Raw genomic sequence first — 20,351 nt, 5'->3', positions numbered from 1 at the left:
AATGCCGGTTTTCTCTTGTTGAAATCGGTTACTGTATGGTATACTGGTCTCATGAATGTAACAGATGACTGTTGCTAGAAAGAAAAATGAGGACATTAACATGGTTGTTAAGACAGTTGTTGAAGCACAAGACATTTTTGACAAAGCTTGGGAAGGCTTCAAAGGCGTAGATTGGAAAGAAAAAGCAAGCGTTTCTCGCTTCGTTCAAGCTAACTACACACCTTACGATGGAGATGAAAGCTTCCTTGCTGGACCAACAGAACGTTCACTTCACATCAAAAAAATCGTAGAAGAAACTAAGGCTCACTACGAAGAAACTCGTTTCCCAATGGACACTCGTCCAACATCTATTGCTGATATCCCTGCTGGATTTATCGACAAAGAAAACGAAGTTATCTTCGGTATCCAAAACGATGAACTCTTCAAATTGAACTTCATGCCAAAAGGTGGTATCCGTATGGCTGAAACTACTTTGAAAGAAAATGGATACGAACCAGACCCAGCTGTTCACGAAATCTTTACTAAATACGTAACAACAGTTAACGACGGTATCTTCCGTGCCTACACTTCAAACATTCGTCGCGCTCGTCACGCTCACACTGTAACTGGTCTTCCAGATGCATACTCACGTGGACGTATCATCGGTGTTTACGCACGTCTTGCTCTTTACGGTGCAGACTATTTGATGCAAGAAAAAGTAAACGACTGGAATGCAATTAAAGAAATTGATGAAGAAACAATCCGTCTTCGTGAAGAAGTAAACCTTCAATACCAAGCATTGCAACAAGTTGTTCGCTTGGGTGACCTTTACGGAGTTGATGTTCGCAAACCAGCGATGAACGTTAAAGAAGCGATCCAATGGGTTAACATCGCCTTCATGGCTGTCTGCCGTGTGATCAACGGTGCTGCTACATCTCTAGGGCGTGTGCCAATCGTACTTGATATCTTTGCAGAACGTGACCTTGCTCGTGGTACATTTACTGAATCAGAAATCCAAGAGTTCGTTGATGATTTCGTTATGAAACTTCGTACAGTTAAATTTGCTCGTACAAAAGCTTATGACCAATTGTACTCAGGTGACCCAACCTTTATCACAACTTCTATGGCTGGTATGGGTAACGACGGTCGTCACCGTGTTACTAAGATGGACTACCGTTTCTTGAACACTCTTGACAACATCGGTAACTCTCCAGAGCCAAACTTGACAGTTCTTTGGACTGACAAATTGCCATACAACTTCCGTCGCTACTGTATGCACATGAGCCACAAACACTCTTCTATCCAATACGAAGGTGTAACAACAATGGCTAAAGATGGATACGGAGAAATGAGCTGTATCTCATGCTGTGTGTCACCACTTGACCCAGAAAACGAAGATCAACGCCACAACATCCAGTACTTCGGTGCTCGTGTAAACGTTCTTAAAGCCCTTCTTACTGGTTTGAACGGTGGTTACGACGATGTTCACAAAGACTACAAAGTATTTGACATCGATCCTATCCGTGACGAAGTTCTTGAATTCGAATCAGTTAAAGCGAACTTTGAAAAATCTCTTGATTGGTTGACTGACACTTATGTAGATGCTTTGAACATCATCCACTACATGACTGACAAGTACAACTATGAAGCTGTTCAAATGGCCTTCTTGCCAACTAAACAACGTGCTAACATGGGATTCGGTATCTGTGGATTTGCCAACACAGTTGACACATTGTCAGCGATCAAATACGCTACAGTTAAACCAATCCGTGATGAGGATGGCTACATCTACGATTACGAAACAATCGGTGAATACCCACGTTGGGGTGAAGATGACCCACGTTCAAACGAATTGGCAGAATGGTTGATCGAAGCTTACACAACTCGTTTACGTAGCCACAAACTTTACAAAGACGCAGAAGCTACAGTATCACTTTTGACAATCACATCTAACGTTGCTTACTCTAAACAAACTGGTAACTCACCAGTCCACAAAGGTGTATACCTCAACGAAGATGGTTCTGTGAACTTGTCTAAACTTGAATTCTTCTCACCAGGTGCTAACCCTTCTAACAAAGCTAAAGGTGGATGGTTGCAAAACTTGAACTCACTTGCTAGCCTAGACTTTGGTTACGCAGCTGACGGTATCTCATTGACAACTCAAGTTTCTCCACGTGCTCTTGGTAAGACTCGTGATGAGCAAGTTGATAACTTGGTAACAATCCTTGATGGTTACTTCGAAAACGGTGGACAACACGTTAACTTGAACGTTATGGACTTGAACGATGTTTACGAAAAGATCATGTCAGGTGAAGATGTTATCGTGCGTATCTCTGGATACTGTGTAAACACTAAATACCTCACTCCAGAACAAAAAACTGAATTGACACAACGTGTCTTCCACGAAGTTCTTTCAATGGATGACGCATTGAGCTAATATTCAATTAGAATAGAAAGAAAGCCAGTCGATATGACTGGCTTTTTTGTCTTTCAAAAAAATTTTTTAAAATAGTCAAATTTGGTCAAAAAATTATTGACTTTTACTGACTAATGTGATATAGTAGAAACATAAGGAAAATGAATTCCTTAAAAAGCTTATTTTCAAGAAATTAGTCTTTGAGAATGAGCTATAGAATCCCAAGAAAGGGGTGAGGCCTATGTTAAATCTAACAGACTTTGAAAAGAAAATGATAAAAGGCTTATTTAAAAAAGAAAAACCAGAAATTATTCTTAGGGTAGCAGGTTAGCTAGTCTAAAATTTTTAAAACAAAGGTCAAAGATAGTCAATATCAGAGATCGCAAATAATTAACAATAAACGAGGTAAAGAATATGAATAACAACTTTAATAACTTTAACAACATGGATGATTTATTTAACCAATTGATGGGTGGTATGCGAGGATATAGTTCTGAAAACCGTCGCTACTTGATTAATGGACGAGAAGTGACACCTGAGGAATTTGCTCATTATCGTGCAACTGGTCAATTACCAGGAAATGCAGAATCTGATGCGCAAATGCAACAACACGCTTCAGGTATGAAACAAGACGGTGTCCTTGCTAAACTAGGTCGAAACTTGACCGCAGAAGCTCGCGAGGGCAAGTTGGATCCTGTTATCGGACGAAACAAGGAAATTCAAGAAACAGCTGAAATCCTCTCACGTCGTACCAAGAACAATCCTGTACTTGTCGGAGATGCAGGTGTTGGTAAGACAGCCGTTGTCGAAGGTCTAGCACAAGCTATTGTGAATGGAGATGTTCCAGCTGCCATCAAGAACAAGGAAATTATTTCTATTGATATCTCAGGTCTTGAGGCTGGTACTCAATACCGTGGTAGCTTTGAAGAAAACGTTCAAAACTTGGTCAATGAAGTAAAAGAAGCAGGAAATATTATCCTCTTCTTTGATGAAATCCACCAAATCCTTGGTGCTGGTAGCACTGGTGGAGACAGTGGTTCTAAGGGGCTTGCGGACATTCTCAAGCCAGCCCTCTCTCGTGGTGAATTGACCGTTATTGGAGCGACAACTCAAGACGAATACCGTAACACTATCTTGAAAAATGCAGCTCTTGCTCGTCGTTTCAACGAAGTGAAGGTCAATGCTCCTTCAGCAGAGGATACCTTTAAAATCCTTCAAGGAATTCGTGACCTCTATCAACAACACCACAATGTCATCTTGCCAGATGAAGTCTTGAAAGCAGCAGTGGATTATTCTGTCCAATACATTCCTCAACGCAGCTTGCCAGATAAGGCTATTGACCTTGTCGATGTAACGGCAGCTCACTTGGCAGCTCAACATCCAGTAACAGATGTTCATGCTGTCGAACGGGAGATTGAGGCAGAAAAAGACAAGCAAGAAAAAGCAGTTGAAGCAGAAGACTTTGAAGCAGCTCTCAATGCCAAGACACGCATTGCAGAATTAGAAAAGAAAATCGAAAACCACACAGAAGATATGAAGGTGACTGCAACTGTCAATGATGTGGCCGAGTCCGTAGAGCGTATGACCGGTATTCCAGTATCACAAATGGGAGCGTCAGACATCGAACGTCTCAAGGATATGGCTCATCGTTTGGAACACAAGGTTATCGGCCAAGATAAGGCAGTAGAAGCAGTGGCTCGTGCTATCCGTCGTAACCGTGCTGGTTTTGATGAAGGCAATCGCCCAATCGGTAGCTTCCTCTTTGTAGGGCCTACTGGGGTTGGTAAGACGGAGCTTGCTAAGCAATTGGCGCTCGATATGTTTGGAACCAAGGAGGCTATCATTCGATTGGATATGTCTGAATACAGTGACCGCACAGCTGTTTCTAAATTGATTGGTACAACAGCTGGTTATGTGGGTTATGATGACAATAGCAATACCTTGACAGAACGTGTTCGTCGCAATCCTTACTCTATCATTCTCTTGGACGAGATTGAAAAGGCTGATCCGCAAGTAATCACCCTTCTCCTCCAAGTCCTAGATGATGGTCGTTTGACTGATGGTCAAGGAAATACCGTTAACTTTAAAAATACTGTCATTATCGCGACATCAAATGCTGGATTTGGCTATGAAGCCAACTTGACAGAAGATGCGGACAAACCAGAATTGATGGATCGTTTGAAACCATACTTCCGTCCAGAATTCCTTAACCGCTTTAACGCAGTTATCGAGTTCTCACACTTGAACAAGGAAGACCTTTCTAAGATTGTGGACTTGATGTTGGCTGAAGTCAACCAAACCTTGGCTAAGAAGGACATTGATTTGGAAGTCAGCCAAGCAGCTAAGGACTTTATCACAGAAGAAGGTTATGACGAAGTTATGGGTGTTCGTCCTCTCCGTCGCGTGGTTGAACAACAAATTCGTGATAAGGTGACAGACTTCCACTTGGATCATCTAGATGCCAAACATTTGGAAGCAGATATGGAAGATGGCGTTTTGGTCATTCGTGAAAAAGCCTAACTCGAGATTTTGAGAATAAAAAATAAGGAACTAGCTAAAAGCTGGTTCCTTTTGTGTTTAGATGACATGGCGCTCAAAGGCATCATCTGAGATTCCTTGTTCCAAGATGAGTTTTGCCCATTCTTTAGCAGAAAAGAGGCTGTGGTCCTTGTAGTTTCCGCAAGATTCGATGGTTGTTCCAGGGACATCTTCCCAAGTAGTGGTCTCAGCAATTTCCTTGAGCGAATCTTTGATAACAGCTGCAATTTCAGCGCTAGTATGGCGTCCCCACATAATCATATGGAAGCCTGTACGGCAACCAAATGGTGAACAGTCAATCATGCCGTCAATACGGGTACGAATGAGTTTGGCTAAGAGATGCTCAATGGTGTGAAGGCCAGCGGTAGGGATTGAGTCTTCGTTTGGTTGCACCAAGCGAATATCAAAGTTGGAGATGACATCTCCCTTTGGCCCTGTTTCTTCCCCAATCAAGCGGACATAGGGTGCTTTGACAATGGTGTGGTCAAGTTCAAAACTTTCAACAATAACTTCTTTTGACATGATAGTTCCTTTCAGTTTTCTTCTTTCATTATATCATAAAGACTGCTCTTGATGAAGTTTGATAAATGACTTTTTGAGACTAGCATTATAACAAAGTCTCCATACAAAACTCGCAGAATTATAAAGAAAAACTGAGTTCTTTCTAATGAAGCTAGAGCGACTTTTGAAAGGTGGAGTCAACATTTAGAATTTTTGCTTGATTTCTGAACTAATTCTGAACTAGATTGGATATACTGTAGAAAATAAAGATAAAGGAGTTCAGTATGGAACATATGGTGAAAATAGAAGGCGTTTGCAAAAAGCATGGCAGTAAGCAGATTTTAGAAGATATTTCTTTTACAGCTAGAAGCGGGCGGATTACAGCTTTTTTGGGCCCGAATGGTGCAGGGAAAAGTTCGACCTTGAGGATTCTCTTGGGGTTAGATCGGGCGACAGCAGGAGCGGCGACTTTTGATGGGCAAACCTATCAGTCAATGATCTATCCGCTCAGAACGGTAGGTGCAGCCTTTGACGGCATTGGCGGTTTGCCAAATCGAAAGGTCTATGACCACTTGAGAATTATTGCGGCGAGTAATGCTATTCCCAAGTCTCGGATTGATGAGGTTTTGGAGATGACTGGAATCGCTCATAAGAGGAAGGAGCTCTTGTCAAGCCTGTCTCTGGGGGAGGGTCAGCGGTTGGGTTTGGCAGCAGCTTTGCTAGGTGATCCTCAGTTTCTTATATTAGATGAACCGACCAATGGACTGGATCCAAGTGGGATTAAGTGGTTTAGAAAGTTCATCCGTCAGCAGGCTGATTTAGGGAAAACGGTACTTCTATCATCCCACATCCTGTCAGAGGTGCAAATGGTGACAGATGATGTGGTCTTGATTCATCATGGGCGAATTATTGAGCAAGGACGATTGGAAGAGGTGCTGCAAGATTCAGACAGTCTAGAAGATCTCTTCTTTGATTTGACAGAGGAGGTTTAAGATGAAAGAAACGATGTCTTTATTGCATTCAGAATGGTTGAAAATCCGCTCAATCAAGGCTTTCAAAGTGAGTGTGGCCTTCATGCTGCTATTGGTGCCTATCGTATCCTGGTTGGAGGGCCGACAGTATCTGTCTATCGGCTTGGATGCTACGCCTGAGACGGTTCCTAATCTGATAAATGCCATTGATCCGCTGGAATATCTAGGTCTCAACGGGGCTTCTATGGCGGTCATGGTTTTGGTCATTTTAGCTGGAATTTTGGGAGCTATGGAATTTCAGTCTCATAGCTTGAGAACCAGTCTCTTGGCCTGTAATAACCGCCTGAAGTTGCTTGTGGGGAAACTCATGACCTTTACTTGCTTTTCTCTTGCCACTAGCTTTTTATCAATCTACTTTAGTTATATGGTCATGCATCTCGCTTTAGGAAAGGAAGGACTTGATCCGATTCTGCTCAATCAGGCAGCTTGGAGTTTGATTTTGTGGAAAACCTTATCTCTGACCTTATTGGGAATCCTTTCGTTTTTGTTAGGTTTATTGGCTCGGACCATGCTAGTTCCTCTGCTTTTTCTCGTACCACAGATCTATAATCTGGGAAACTACCTGGCAGCTCACACGAGTTGGGGGACTTATTTGCCACAGCCAGCAGGAGAGTTGTTTGCTGCAACGCCAACTTCCCAATATGCTAACAATCCCTTGCAAGGGCTGTTGATACTTGGTGCATGGTTGCTAGTCATCGGCGGCATGGCTTCTCTGCGCTTTTTGAAGACGGATTTAGGAGGGCGATACTGATGATAAAAGCTCTGCTTAGAAGTGAATGGATTAAGTTCCGTTCTTATTATCTCGCTCTTGGTGCAGCCTTAGTGGCTATGGTAGCTGTTCCATTTTTTCTGATGAATCTTGACTACAGTCAGACAGCAGTTGGTCAGACGAAGGCTCTGAGCGAGGTTTTGCATGCCCTCTATCTGGCGCAGTCTGTCATCGTCATCTTTACTTCTCTCTATTTTGCCCAGGAGTTTGTCAAGTCTGGGATGCGAACGAATTTTCTAACCGTATCAAATAGAAAGGCTTGGTTGGCTGGAAAATTCCTCTTTCTGGACTTGCTGCTCTTGGTTCTCTACAGTGTCATGATAGGCAGCTGTTTCCTTGTTATGCTGGCTCGTTTTGACCTAAGCTTTAGCTGGTCCTTACTAGAGAAATTCCTCTATTACAGCTCTTTTGGTCTTCTCAGCAATATTTTTCTGGCTTTTTTAACTGCTGGCCTCGCTTTGCTATTTCAATCTTGGGTTGTGCCGGTGTCGGTGCTCTTTCCTCTCTTGATTGGCCTCAGCCGTTTATTGGCGACTTTCATCAAAGAAGCAAAATACCTGCCCGATCTGGCTACGCTAAATCTTTTTGAGTATGAAGGACTTCAGCATTCAATAGATCTCTCAGGGCTGGGAATACAGCTGTTATGGTTAGCTTTGGTTTGGAACTCTGCTATATTCTTAACCTTGAAACGAGATGTTCGCTAGAGGTATGCTATAATGGAAATCATGAGACAGTATCGTATTTTGGTGGTTGATGACGACCAGAGCATTTTGAAGCTGGTGAAAAACGTCCTAGAGCTAGATGCTTATGATGTGACGACGCTTGATCGGATAGAAGACCTAGAGCTGACGTATTTTGTAGAATATGACTTGATTCTGCTGGATGTGATGATGGAGCCTGTTAATGGTTTTGAGCTGTGTTCCTACATTCGTCCTCATCTTTCGTGTCCAATCATCTTTCTGACGGCTAAGGAATTGGAGGCGGACAAAGTGGAAGGGCTCTTTCGCGGAGCAGATGACTATATTGTCAAGCCTTTTGGAACCAAAGAATTGCTGGCGCGTGTCAGAGCTCATCTTCGGCGGGAGGAAAGACGTGAGGAGCGATATTCTGAAATTGCTTCTTGCCAATTTTATCCAGAGCGCTACGAAGTTGCCTGTTTTAGTAAAGTCTTGAAATTTTCAGAGCGGGAGTTTAAGCTGCTGCATTTACTAGCTAGCAATCCCAAGCAGACCTTTTCAGCTGAACGTCTTCATACCTTGCTTTATCCAGAAAGCTCAGAAACACAGCTTCGATCCATCTCAGAATACGTATATCAGATTCGTCAAAAATGTAAACAAGAAGGGCTACGAGCAATCGCAACAGTGAGAGGAGTAGGCTATAGATGGCAATTAGAACCCTTAATTTCAAAAGCCTAGTCTGGACAACCAGTTTAAAAATCGTCTTTTTCCATGTTTTGATTTTTGTGCTTATAGGTTATGAATTTACGCAAGGAAGTGATCACGTTCTTTTCACCTTGTTCTTTTGGGCAGGGAGCTTGCTGCTGATTACTTTTTATCATATTTTGAAATTGCTCCGAAAAATCGACAGGGAAATCAAAATGCTAACGAGCAAGAAGCTTTTAGAAGAAAATCAAAGCCAGCTTTTTCGGATCGAGGAAATGCTCGAAGTCTATAGCGATTTACGGAGCAGCCACCAAGAAAATGCTCGTCTTCTAGAAAAAGAGCAGCAGCATAATCAGGAGTTGATTTTACAGCTATCAGCGACATCGCACGATTTGAAAACGCCCCTAACTGTGATTAAGGGTAATGCTGAGCTCTTGGAAATGGCGCAGTTAGGCCAGCCACAGGCAGACTATGCTGCTGAGATTTTGCAGGCTAGTTACAAGATGGAAGAATATTGTGGCTCTCTTATTGATTACGCTAAGGCTTTTCAGATTGATTCTAATCAGTTCAGTCAGCTTTCCTTAGAGGACTTTTTGGCCTATCTCCAGGACGATTGGGCACTGTTCAGTAAACAGGAAAGCTATCGTTTTTATCTCCAAGAAGATTGTGATCTTAGTCTGATTTTGTCGATTCATTTGGACTATCTCAAACGGGCTTTGCTCAATATTTTACTGAATGCGCTTGAACATGCAGACCAGGATCAAAAGGAAGTCAAGCTAACGGTATCAGTGCAGCAGGACCAGTTGGTTTTTGCTATCTGGAATAACGGCCCTTCATTTTCAGAGGAGATGCTGCTGGGAGCGGAACGGCTCTTTTATCAGAGTGACCAAAGCCGCAATTCAGCTAATCCCCATCATGGTATCGGCTTAGCCTTTTCTAAGCAGGTCGCTCTCTTGCATGGTGGTTGTCTAACCCTGCTCAATCCAGCCCAAGGAGGAGCCTGTGTCGAGTTGACAATTTCATTGAAATAAATGAGAATGGAAAATCATAAAAACGCATAATACCAAGTGTCCAAAAGACTTGATATTATGCGTTTGATTTTTTTATTATGTAAAGATTTACTGGATTTTTCTCTCAAATTGAGTTTTTGTCCAGCCTTGTTTATTTACTTACGATACAAGCGATCGTATTGGTAGTAAGGGTCGAAGGTTACGTTGATGCCTAGTTTGCGAAGGACGTTCTTGTCTTCATCGGTCAAGATGATGGTTGAGTGGGCTTCGCTTCCTTTGAGATTGCCAAGTTCTTCCATGGCACGCGCAGCATCAGGATTTTCCATAGCTGTGATGGCTAGAGCAATCAAAATTTCATTTGAGTGGAGGCGCGGATTGCGACTGCCTAGATGGTTAATCTTGAGACCTTGAATTGGTTTGACGACTTCAGGCTCGATTAATTTTACTTCCTTAGCGATGTCAGCTGATTTTTTGATGGCGTTGATCAAGGCGGCAGCTGTAGGGCCAAAGAGTTCTGAGTTTTTACCAGTGACAATGTCACCAGATGGCAATTCGAGAGCAAGGGCAGGCCCGCCGGTTTCTTCAGCTTTTTGACGTGCAGCGACAGCAACCTGACGGTCTGCAGGTGTGATACCGAGGTCGTTCATGAGCAACTCGATTTTCTTGACAGCAGATTCCCCAACTTTTTCGGCTTTGAAATCAAGAACTGTCTGATAGTAGCGGCGGATGATTTCTTGTTTTGAAGCTTCGATAGCAGCTTCGTCATCAGTAATAGCGAAACCAACCATGTTGACACCCATGTCTGTTGGTGAAGCGTATGGAGATTCACCGAGAATGCGCTCCAACATACGTTTGAGCACCGGGAAAATTTCGATATCACGATTGTAGTTGACAGTGGTTTCTCTGTAGGTTTGGAGATGGAAGGGGTCAATCATGTTGACATCATCAAGGTCTGCTGTGGCAGCTTCATAAGCCAAGTTGACTGGATGATGAAGGGGAAGATTCCAAACTGGGAAGGTTTCAAATTTAGCGTAGCCAGACTTGATGCCGTTGATTTGGTCGTGGTACATATTGGACATACAAGTTGCCAATTTTCCAGACCCAGGTCCAGGAGCGGTTACGACAATCAAGTTGCGACTGGTTTTGATGTAGTCGTTTTTCCCCATACCCTCTGGAGAAATGATGTGGTCCATATCAGTCGGGTATCCTTTGATCGGATAATGAAGATAGGAATCAATCCCGTTTTTATCTAACTGGTTGCGGAAGGCATCTGCAGCGGGTTGGCCAGCGTATTGTGTGATGACAACCGAACCAACAAAAATTCCCAGCTCATTGAATTTGTCAATCAAACGAAGAACTTCTTGGTCATAAGAAATGCCTAGGTCGCCACGTGCTTTGGAATGCTCGATATTGCTAGCATTAATAGCAATCACAACCTCAACCTGTTCTTTCAATTCTTGCAAGAGCTTGATTTTATTGTCAGGCTCATAACCAGGAAGTACACGAGCAGCGTGGAAATCTTCTAACATTTTGCCGCCAAACTCCAGGTAAAGCTTGCCATCAAATTGGTTAATGCGCTCTAAAATGTGGTCGCGCTGTAGATTCAAATATTGTTCAGAACTAAAAGCTTGTTTTTTCATTTTTTTACCTCTGACCTCTATTATAATAAAAAATTGGAAGTTAGGAAACTATGGAGTTAAAAAAGAAATTAAAAAGATTAAGCAAACGCTTGCACAAAATTTTAAAAAGCGCTATCATAGAGTATAGATTATTAAAATAATGAGGTAAACAGATGCAAGAAAAATGGTGGCACAATGCCGTAGTCTATCAAGTCTATCCAAAGAGTTTCATGGACAGTAACGGAGATGGAATTGGCGATTTGCCAGGAATTACTAGTAAGTTAGACTACCTAGCTAAGTTAGGAATTACAGCGATTTGGCTTTCTCCTGTTTATGACAGTCCTATGGATGATAATGGCTATGATATTGCTGATTATCAAGCGATTGCAGCTATTTTTGGGACTATGGAGGACATGGACCAACTCATCGCAGAAGCTAAGAAGCGGGATATTCGAATTATCATGGACTTGGTGGTCAATCATACCTCGGATGAACACGCCTGGTTTGTTGAGGCCTGTGAAAATCCTGGCAGCCCCGAGCGAGACTACTATATCTGGCGGGATGAGCCCAATGATTTGGAGTCTATCTTTAGTGGGTCTGCCTGGGAATACGATGAAAAATCGGGTCAGTACTATCTCCACTTTTTCAGCAAGAAACAGCCTGATCTCAACTGGGAGAATGAAAAACTTCGCCAGAAAATTTACGAGATGATGAACTTCTGGATTGATAAAGGTATCGGTGGTTTCCGTATGGATGTCATTGATATGATTGGTAAGATTCCTGATGAGAAAGTAGTCAATAACGGTCCTATGCTCCATCCCTATCTCAAGGAAATGAATCAGGCGACCTTTGGAGATAAGGATCTCTTGACAGTAGGGGAGACCTGGGGAGCAACGCCCGAGATTGCTAAGCTCTACTCTGATCCAAAGGGACAAGAATTGTCTATGGTCTTCCAGTTTGAACACATCTGTCTTCAGTATCAGGAAGGGCAACCTAAGTGGCACTACCAAAAAGATTTAAATGTAGGGAAGTTAAAAGAAATCTTCAACAAATGGCAGACAGAGTTAGGAGTTGAAGACGGCTGGAATTCCCTCTTCTGGAACAATCATGACCTCCCTCGTATCGTCTCTATCTGGGGAAATGACCAAGAATATCGTGGGAAATCTGCCAAAGCCTTTGCAATCCTACTTCATCTTATGAGAGGGACTCCTTATATCTACCAGGGTGAGGAGATTGGGATGACCAACTATCCGTTTGAAACCCTGGATCAAGTAGAAGATATTGAATCCCTCAACTATGCGCGTGAGGCTCTTGAAAAAGGCGTTCCGATTGAAGAAATCATGGACAGCATCCGTGTCATTGGTCGTGATAATGCCCGTACCCCAATGCAATGGGATGAGAGTAAAAACGCTGGCTTCTCAACAGGTCAACCTTGGTTGGCAGTTAATCCAAACTACGAAGAAATCAACGTTCAAGAAGCACTGGCAAATCCAGATTCTATTTTCTATACCTATCAGAAGTTGGTTCAAATCCGTAAGGAGAACGGCTGGCTGATTCGAGCTGACTTTGAATTGCTTGATACAGCTGACAAGATCTTTGCTTATATCCGTAAGGACGGTGACCGTCGTTTCTTAGTTGTGGCTAACTTGTCCAATGAAAAACAAAACTTTTCAGTAGAAGGAAGAGTTAAGTCAATCTTGATTGAAAACACTACTGCTAAAGAAGCAGTTGAAAAACAAACCTTGGCTCCATGGGATGCTTTCTGTGTGGAACTAACGGATTAAAATAAGTGAACCTCAAGTCTTTGATGCTTGAGGTTCTTTTACTAAAAAAATATGTAGAAAAGTCTTTAAAAATATTTGTTAGAATTTTCTAAAAAATCTGTCGAAAGCCCTTGCTTTTATGAAAAAATAGGGTATAATGGTGAAAATACTATCTTAAAGGAGATTACTTATGAGATCGAAAAAGTGGCTCTTAGGAGCAGGTGCCGTCCTGAGCACAGCCCTTCTTTTAACTGCTTGTGGGCAAAGTGAAAAGAAGGCTGATGCACCCAAGACATTCTCTTATGTCTATGCTATGGATCCATCATCTTTGGACTACAGTGTGACGAGCAAGAGTTCAACTTCTGATGTTATAGCGAACGTTGTCGATGGCCTTTTGGAAAATGATAAGTATGGAAACTTAATTCCGTCGCTTGCAGAAGACTGGTCCGTTTCTAAAGATGGCTTGACCTATACCTACAAACTTCGTAAGGGTGTAAAATGGTATACTTCTGATGGAGAAGAATACGCTGAAGTTAAGGCCAAAGACTTTGTTACTGGGCTTAAACATGCTGCTGACGGGAAATCAGATGGTCTTTCTTTGATTCAGGATTCTATCAAAGGTTTGGCAGAGTATGTTAGTGGTGAGAGCAATGATTTCTCTACCGTAGGAGTTAAGGCTGTTGATGATTATACGGTAGAATACACGCTCAACAAACCAGAAAGTTTCTGGAACTCTAAGGTCACAACTGCAACCATGCTTCCAGTTAATGAAGAATTTTTGAATTCTAAAGGGAGCGACTACGGTGCACCAACCCCATCAGGTATCCTATATAATGGTCCTTATTTCTTGAAATCATTGACTTCAAAATCAGTCATTGAATATGAAAAGAATCCAAACTACTGGGATAAGGACAATGTTAAGATTGACAACATTAAACTAACTTTCTACGATGGGTCTGACCAAGAATCTCTGATTCGTAGCTTTACACAAGGTGCTTATACAACAGCCCGTCTCTTCCCAACAAGCTCAAACTTTGAGTCAACTAAACAAGAGTACGGCGATAAGATTGTCTACAGTCCACAAGAAGCGACTAGCTACTACCTCACTGTTAACGTAAACCGCCAGTCTTACAATAAAACAGCCAAAACAGACGAAGCTCAAAAAACTTCAACAAAAGAAGCTCTTCTCAACAAGAACTTCCGTCAGGCGCTGAACTTTGCTCTTGACCGTCACTCTTACACGGCTCAGTTGAATGGTGAAGAAGGTGCAGACAAGATTATCCGTAATAGCCTAGTGCCTCATGACTACGTTCAAGTAGGTGAAAAAACTTTTGGAGAGTTGGCTCAGGCAGAGCTCGTTTCATATGGAGACCAGTGGAAAGATGTAGCTCTTACAGATGGCAAAGATACGATTTACAGTCCTGAAAAGGCTAAGGCAGCCTTTGCTAAAGCTAAGACAGAATTGCAAGCCAAGGGTGTTACCTTCCCAATCCATTTGGATATTCCGGTTGAACAAACAGATGTAATCGCGGTTCAGCAAACCAATTCACTCAAGCAGTCAATCGAATCATCACTTGGTACAGAGAATGTCATTGTCGATGTCCTTCAAATGACCGATAATGAAAAAATGAGCATTACGTCTCAAGCCAAGGTGCCATCTCAAAAAGACTATGATTTGAACGGAACTGGTTGGGGACCAGACTATCAAGACCCAGCTACCTACCTAAACATTCTTGATGCCAAGAAGGGTTCTGCCCTTAAACACTTGGGAATCACTCGCGGAAAAGATCCAGAAGTGATGGCTCAAGTTGGACTGGACGAATACAAGAAACTCTTGGATGATGCTGCAGCTGAAACTAGCGACCTCAATAAGCGTTATGAAAAATACGCCAAAGCTCAAGCTTGGGTGTCTGATAGCTCGCTCTTGATTCCAGTTGCTTCTTCAGGTGGTTCTCCAACTGTTAGCCGAACTGTACCATTCACAAAAGCATACTCTCAAGTCGGAATCAAGGGAGACCCATTTGTGTTCAAAGGTTTGGAATTGCAAAAGGATGTTGTGACTGCAAAAGAATACGAAGAAGCCTTCAAGAAATGGCAACAAGAAAAAATCGAAACAAATGCCAAATACCAAAAAGAACTTGAAAAACACGTCAAGTAATCTATAAACAGAAAAGGAAGTTGCAGGAAACTGTGCTTCCTTTTTTGTTTTGAGACACCAGTTGTCATAAAAGCAGTAACTTTACATTTTTGAATAAATTTGATAAAATACGGCTATGTTATAAAAAGTGACATAAAGGAGTGAATGATGATCGAAATGAAAAAAAGACTAATTGGAACAGGTCTTGTCTTAGCGACAGGGATTTTGCTTTCGGCATGTGGACAGTTCAACACAAATACTAGCACTTATTCATCAACATTTAGTGCAAATCCAACAACTTTCAACTATCTTCTAGATTATTATGCAGATAACACTGCCGTTATTACCAATCTCGTAGATGGTTTGTTAGAGAATGACAGCTATGGGAACCTCGTACCTGCTCTTGCGGAGGATTGGTCCGTTTCATCAGATGGTTTGACCTATACCTACAAACTCAGAAAAGATGCCAAATGGTATACAGCTGATGGTGAGGAATATGCATCAGTCAAGGCTCAGGATTTTGTCGCTGGGATCAAATATGCCGCGGACAACAAGGGGCAAGCCATGGATCTGATCCAAAATTCAATCAAGGGATTAGATGACTATGTGACGGGTGTGACCAATGACTTTTCAACTGTTGGTGTGAAGGCTTTGGATGACTACACAGTCGAGTACACTTTGACTCGACCAGAACCGTATTGGAATTCAAAAACAACGAATAGTATCCTTTTTCCAGTCAACGAAGAGTTCTTGAAATCAAAGGATAAAGATTTTGGTACCTTGACACCAGACAGTATCCTTTATAACGGTCCGTATTTGTTAAAGGATTTTACATCAAAATCTTCGATCGAGTATGTGAAGAATCCACACTATTATGACCATGATAAAGTAACTATTGAAAAAGTTAAGTTAGCCTACTTTGATGGGTCAGATCAGGAGATGACCATTCGAAACTTTGAAAATGGTGCCTACTCAATTGCGGGAGTCTATCCAAATAGTTCGAACTATGCCAAGACAAAAGAAAAATACCAAGATAATATCGTTTATAGCTTACAAGACAAGACATCTTGGTACTTTAACTTTAACGTCAACCGTAAGACCTATAATCATACTGCTAAAACAACGGACGAACAAAAGAAATCAGCTCAAACAGCTATCTTAAATAAAAACTTCCGTCAGGCTATCAACTTTGGTATTGATCGAACAGCCTACTCGGCTCAATCTAACGGTGAAGAAGCAGCGAGCAAAACCCTTCGTAATACTCTGGTTCCCCCAACATTTGTTCAGGTGGGAGATAAGACCTTTGGAGAAGTAACAGCTTCTAAGCTTGTGAACTACGGAACTGAGTGGTCAGGTATCAATTTGGCAGACGCTCAAGATGCTTACTTTAACAAGGAAAAGGCCCAAGCAAAATTTGCGGAAGCTAAAAAGGAATTGGAAGCTCAAGGTGTGGCTTTCCCAATCCATTTGGATATCCCTGTTGATCAGACAAATAAAAATGCGGTTTCTGGTATGAACTCAGTTAAACAAACCCTTGAAACAGTACTAGGTTCTGACAATATCGTCATTGATGTTCAACAGCTTTCTACAGATGACTTTGGAAATATCGCCTTCCTAGCGCCAAATCCAGCAGCTCGTGACTACGACTTAAACTTTGATGGTTGGGTTGGTGATTACCAGGATCCATCAACTTATCTAGACCCCTTCAATGCTGAAACTGGCTTCTATCTCAAGATTTTTGGCCTTGATGCCAAGGAAGACCAAGAGATCATCAAGAGTTTGGGGCTCGATACCTATACACAACTCCTGAAAGAAGCAGATGCCGAGAACAAAGATGTCGCTAAGCGTTATGAAAAATACGCCGAAGCCCAAGCTTGGATGATTGACAATTCTCTAATCATGTCTGCTATGTCAAATGGCGGTACAGCCTCTGTAACTAAGGTAACTCCGTTTACACGTGCCTACTCCCTAGTGGGTATCAAGGGTGACGGAAATAATTATAAGTACATGAGACTGCAAAAAGACCCTGTTACCAAGAAACAATTTGACGAAGCCAAGGCTAAGTGGGAAGAAGAAAGTAAAAAGGCTATCGAAAAGAGCCAAAAAGAGTTTGAAAACCATATCAAATAAAAACAGAAATGGGGCCCCATAATAAGGGGTCTTGTTTTTGTTTTATCAAGGATTCTGTTAATGGAAGTCATAAATTCAAAATATAGCTAAGAAAAAATGAATGAAAACGCTGATAATAGCAGGAATGGATGGAATTTCTTTCATGATTGTGATATAATAATTATAATTATTAACGTGTATAGGGGATTACCATGAGTAGACGTTCAAAGAGAAATCGTTCAGGAAATGTGAAACGAAATATTAATATAGTTTTATTAGCCATTTATTTATTATTGAGTGGCTCTTTGTTGTTCTTAATTTTTAGACATAACATCTTAGCCTTTAGACATCTCAATATCTTAGCTACAGTTCTAGTTTTACTATCTGCTGTCGCAGCTCTACTTTTAATAGTATATAAGAAAGCCGAAAAGTTCACGATTTTCTTTTTGGTACTTGCGGTGCTGACTAGTTCGGTTTCGCTATTTGCTTTGCACCAATTTGTGGGCTTGACTAATCACATCAATGCGACATCAAACTACTCAGAATATTCGATGAGTGTTGTGGTTTTAAAAGATAGTGAAATCAACAACGTTACCCAGTTGGAAAGTGTGACAGGTCCGACTGAAACGGATAATGACAATATCCAAAAATTGATAGCGGATATTAAGACGACTCAGAGCAAAGACTTGGCGGTTGAACAAAGTGCATCTTACTTAGCAGCCTATAAGAGCTTGATTTCAGGTGATGCGAAAGCGATTGTCTTGAACAGTGTCTTTGAAAACATCATTGAAGCGGAGTATCCAGATTATGCTTCAAAGATTAAGAAAATCTATACGAAAAAACTAACCAAGGATGTTGCGGCACCAAAGGTATCTAAGAATCAATCCTTTAATATTTATATCAGTGGTATTGATACCTACGGACCTATCAGTTCAGTTTCGCGTTCAGACGTCAACATCTTGATGACTGTAAATCGAGATACTAAGAAAATCCTTCTTACCACAACACCTCGAGATTCTTATGTTCCGATTGCGGACGGAGGAAATAATCAAAAGGATAAATTGACTCACGCGGGGATTTATGGAGTGGACTCATCAATTCATACCTTGGAAAACCTATATGGAGTTGATATTAACTACTATGTTCGTTTGAATTTCACCTCTTTCTTGAAATTGATTGACCTTCTAGGTGGTGTGGATGTTTATAATGACCAAGATTTCACTTCTTTGCATGGGCAGTACCATTTTCCTGTCGGGAATGTCCATCTAGACTCTGAAAGAGCCCTTGGTTTTGTCCGCGAACGCTACTCTCTAGCGGATGGAGACCGCGACCGCGGTCGGAACCAGCAAAAAGTCATTGTTGCCATCATTCAGAAGCTAACCTCGACAGAGGCTTTAAAGAATTATGACAACATTATTCAAGGATTGCAAGATTCTCTTCAAACCAATATGCCTTTGGAAACCATGATGGACTTGATTAATACACAGTTGGATAATGGTGGTCAGTATAAGGTTAATTCCCAAGACTTAAAAGGAACTGGTAGAACGGATCTTCCATCCTACGCTATGCCAGATAGCAACCTCTATATGATGGAAATTGATGAAAGTAGCTTGGCTGCAGCCAAGGCAGCTATCAAAGATGTGATGGAGGGGAAGTAGCATGATAGACATCCATTCACACATCGTTTTTGATGTGGATGATGGTCCAAAGTCGATAGAGGAGAGTAAAAGCCTTTTAAGAGAAGCCTATAGTCAAGGGGTTAGGACCATTGTTTCTACGTCTCATCGTCGGAAAGGGATGTTTGAGACACCAGAAGAGAAAATAGCAACTAACTTTTTGAAAGTTCGCGAAATGGCCAAGGAGGTGGCAGATGATCTTGTCATCGCCTATGGCGCAGAAATATACTATACGCCAGATGTTGTCGAAAAATTGGAAAAAAAATTGATTCCAACCCTTAATGATAGTCACTATGCTTTGATTGAGTTTAGTATGAATACACCCTATCGAGATATACATAAAGGACTGAGTGATATTCTCATGTTAGGGATCACACCAGTTATTGCCCATATTGAGCGTTATGATGCTCTAGAAAATAATGAAAAGCGAGTTCAGGAGCTGATTGATATGGGGTGCTATACCCAGGTCAATAGTTCTCATGTCTTGAAACCAAAACTCTTTGGAGAAACCTACAAATTCATGAAAAAGAGAGCTCAGTATTTCTTGGAACGTGATCTAGTTCATGTCATTGCTAGCGATATGCATAATTTGGATCGTAGACCACCTCATATGAAAGAAGCCTATGAGATCATTGCTAAAAAGTATGGCGAAGATAAGGCAAAGGAACTTTTCAAAGATAACCCACGAAAAATAATAATGGATCAATTGATTTAGGAGAAACAATGAAAGAACAAAATATGATGGAAATTGATGTATTTCAATTGCTTAAAATTCTTTGGAAACGGAAATTTCTAATTGCACTGGTAGCAATCGTAACTGGGGTAGTAGCCTTTGCCTACAGTAGCTTTATCGTAAAACCTGAATATACCAGTACGACACGTATCTATGTAGTTAATCGTAATCAGGGAGATAAGCCTGGATTGACAAACCAAGATTTGCAGGCAGGGTCTTACTTGGTTAAAGACTATCGAGAAATTATTCTTTCGCAAGACGTTTTGGAGAAGGTCGCAACGGATTTGAAACTGGATCTTCCTTCAAAAGGTTTGGCTAGTAAAATCAAGGTGACCGTACCGGCTGATACACGTATCGTATCTATCTCTGTTACAGATCGTGCGCCTGAAGAAGCAAGTCGTATCGCCAACTCATTGAGAGAGGTTGCAGCTCAAAAGATTATTAGTGTTACACGGGTTTCAGATGTGACGACACTCGAAGAGGCTCGCCCAGCAACCTCACCATCTTCACCAAACATTCGTCGTAATACCATGATTGGATTTCTAGCTGGAGCGGTTGTGATGATTGTCACGGTTCTCCTTATTGAACTCCTAGACACACGCGTTAAACGACCAGAAGAAGTTGAAGATGTTATGCAAATTGCATTATTAGGAGTTGTTCCAAATTTGGATAAATTAAAATAGGAGAG

15 protein-coding genes are annotated in these 20,351 nt (G+C 41.6%); 13 read left to right on the top strand and 2 right to left on the bottom strand.

Annotated elements, in window-relative coordinates:
- Nucleotides 1–100 precede the first annotated feature (100 nt).
- Complete coding sequence (gene pflB / locus HMPREF1125_RS04790) at nucleotides 101–2,416, top strand: formate C-acetyltransferase (RefSeq protein WP_025172329.1); 2,316 nt, start codon at nucleotides 101–103, stop codon at nucleotides 2,414–2,416.
- 393 nt (nucleotides 2,417–2,809) lie between these two features.
- Nucleotides 2,810–4,915: an ATP-dependent Clp protease ATP-binding subunit gene (locus tag HMPREF1125_RS04785; RefSeq protein WP_001063358.1), complete on the top strand. Its 2,106-nt coding sequence runs from the start codon at nucleotides 2,810–2,812 to the stop codon at nucleotides 4,913–4,915.
- Nucleotides 4,916–4,972: 57 nt separating this feature from the next.
- On the opposite strand, the gene HMPREF1125_RS04780 is transcribed toward HMPREF1125_RS04785, so the two are convergent.
- Nucleotides 4,973–5,455 carry an S-ribosylhomocysteine lyase gene (locus tag HMPREF1125_RS04780; protein ID WP_000032557.1) on the bottom strand — a complete coding sequence of 161 codons (483 nt, stop codon included), beginning with the start codon at nucleotides 5,453–5,455 and terminating at the stop codon, nucleotides 4,973–4,975.
- Between the two features lie 263 nt (nucleotides 5,456–5,718).
- On the opposite strand from HMPREF1125_RS04780, the gene HMPREF1125_RS04775 reads away from it, so the two are divergent.
- From HMPREF1125_RS04775 to HMPREF1125_RS04755, 5 genes are read left to right on the top strand one after another with little or no spacing between them, the layout of a single operon-like run.
- Entirely contained in the window at nucleotides 5,719–6,426 is a 708-nt protein-coding gene (locus tag HMPREF1125_RS04775) for an ABC transporter ATP-binding protein (protein WP_000400708.1), read from the top strand.
- 1 nt (nucleotide 6,427) lies between these two features.
- Nucleotides 6,428–7,216 carry an ABC transporter permease gene (locus HMPREF1125_RS04770; RefSeq protein WP_000665374.1) on the top strand — a complete coding sequence of 263 codons (789 nt, stop codon included), beginning with the start codon at nucleotides 6,428–6,430 and terminating at the stop codon, nucleotides 7,214–7,216.
- Nucleotides 7,216–7,938: a lantibiotic ABC transporter permease gene (locus tag HMPREF1125_RS04765; RefSeq protein WP_000588283.1), complete on the top strand. Its 723-nt coding sequence runs from the start codon at nucleotides 7,216–7,218 to the stop codon at nucleotides 7,936–7,938. The genes HMPREF1125_RS04770 and HMPREF1125_RS04765 overlap by 1 nt, the downstream gene beginning before the upstream one ends.
- A gap of 12 nt (nucleotides 7,939–7,950) precedes the next feature.
- Nucleotides 7,951–8,649, top strand: a complete 699-nt coding sequence (locus HMPREF1125_RS04760; protein ID WP_000404917.1) for a response regulator transcription factor — start codon at nucleotides 7,951–7,953, stop codon at nucleotides 8,647–8,649.
- Complete coding sequence (locus HMPREF1125_RS04755; RefSeq protein ID WP_001007867.1) at nucleotides 8,616–9,647, top strand: sensor histidine kinase; 1,032 nt, start codon at nucleotides 8,616–8,618, stop codon at nucleotides 9,645–9,647. Before HMPREF1125_RS04760 ends, HMPREF1125_RS04755 begins: the two co-directional genes overlap by 34 nt.
- A gap of 134 nt (nucleotides 9,648–9,781) precedes the next feature.
- Here the strand turns inward: HMPREF1125_RS04755 and HMPREF1125_RS04750 are convergent, their stop codons facing one another.
- A complete protein-coding gene (locus HMPREF1125_RS04750) occupies nucleotides 9,782–11,266 on the bottom strand; it encodes a DUF1846 domain-containing protein (RefSeq protein ID WP_000743587.1) in 1,485 nt (494 codons plus the stop codon).
- 152 nt (nucleotides 11,267–11,418) lie between these two features.
- On the opposite strand from HMPREF1125_RS04750, the gene HMPREF1125_RS04745 reads away from it, so the two are divergent.
- From HMPREF1125_RS04745 to cpsC, 6 genes are all read left to right on the top strand, one after another.
- On the top strand, nucleotides 11,419–13,029 hold the full coding sequence (locus HMPREF1125_RS04745; protein ID WP_001156796.1) for a glycoside hydrolase family 13 protein: 1,611 nt from the start codon (nucleotides 11,419–11,421) through the stop codon (nucleotides 13,027–13,029).
- A gap of 169 nt (nucleotides 13,030–13,198) precedes the next feature.
- Nucleotides 13,199–15,166, top strand: a complete 1,968-nt coding sequence (locus HMPREF1125_RS04740) for a peptide ABC transporter substrate-binding protein (protein WP_001256758.1) — start codon at nucleotides 13,199–13,201, stop codon at nucleotides 15,164–15,166.
- 147 nt (nucleotides 15,167–15,313) lie between these two features.
- Nucleotides 15,314–17,275: a peptide ABC transporter substrate-binding protein gene (locus HMPREF1125_RS04735; protein ID WP_000571828.1), complete on the top strand. Its 1,962-nt coding sequence runs from the start codon at nucleotides 15,314–15,316 to the stop codon at nucleotides 17,273–17,275.
- 191 nt (nucleotides 17,276–17,466) lie between these two features.
- Nucleotides 17,467–18,912, top strand: a complete 1,446-nt coding sequence (locus HMPREF1125_RS04730; protein ID WP_000091228.1) for an LCP family protein — start codon at nucleotides 17,467–17,469, stop codon at nucleotides 18,910–18,912.
- 1 nt (nucleotide 18,913) lies between these two features.
- A complete protein-coding gene (gene cps4B, locus HMPREF1125_RS04725; RefSeq protein ID WP_000565339.1) occupies nucleotides 18,914–19,645 on the top strand; it encodes a capsular polysaccharide biosynthesis protein Cps4B in 732 nt (243 codons plus the stop codon).
- Nucleotides 19,646–19,653: 8 nt separating this feature from the next.
- Nucleotides 19,654–20,346 carry a capsular polysaccharide biosynthesis protein CpsC gene (gene cpsC, locus HMPREF1125_RS04720; protein WP_000664131.1) on the top strand — a complete coding sequence of 231 codons (693 nt, stop codon included), beginning with the start codon at nucleotides 19,654–19,656 and terminating at the stop codon, nucleotides 20,344–20,346.
- The last annotated feature ends 5 nt before the right edge of the window (nucleotides 20,347–20,351 follow it).

This window comes from Streptococcus oralis SK304 (genome assembly GCF_000287715.1).
Taxonomy (GTDB): domain Bacteria; phylum Bacillota; class Bacilli; order Lactobacillales; family Streptococcaceae; genus Streptococcus; species Streptococcus oralis_Y.
Note: the sequence above shows the minus strand (reverse complement) of the source record. Positions and strands in the feature narration are given on the sequence as shown.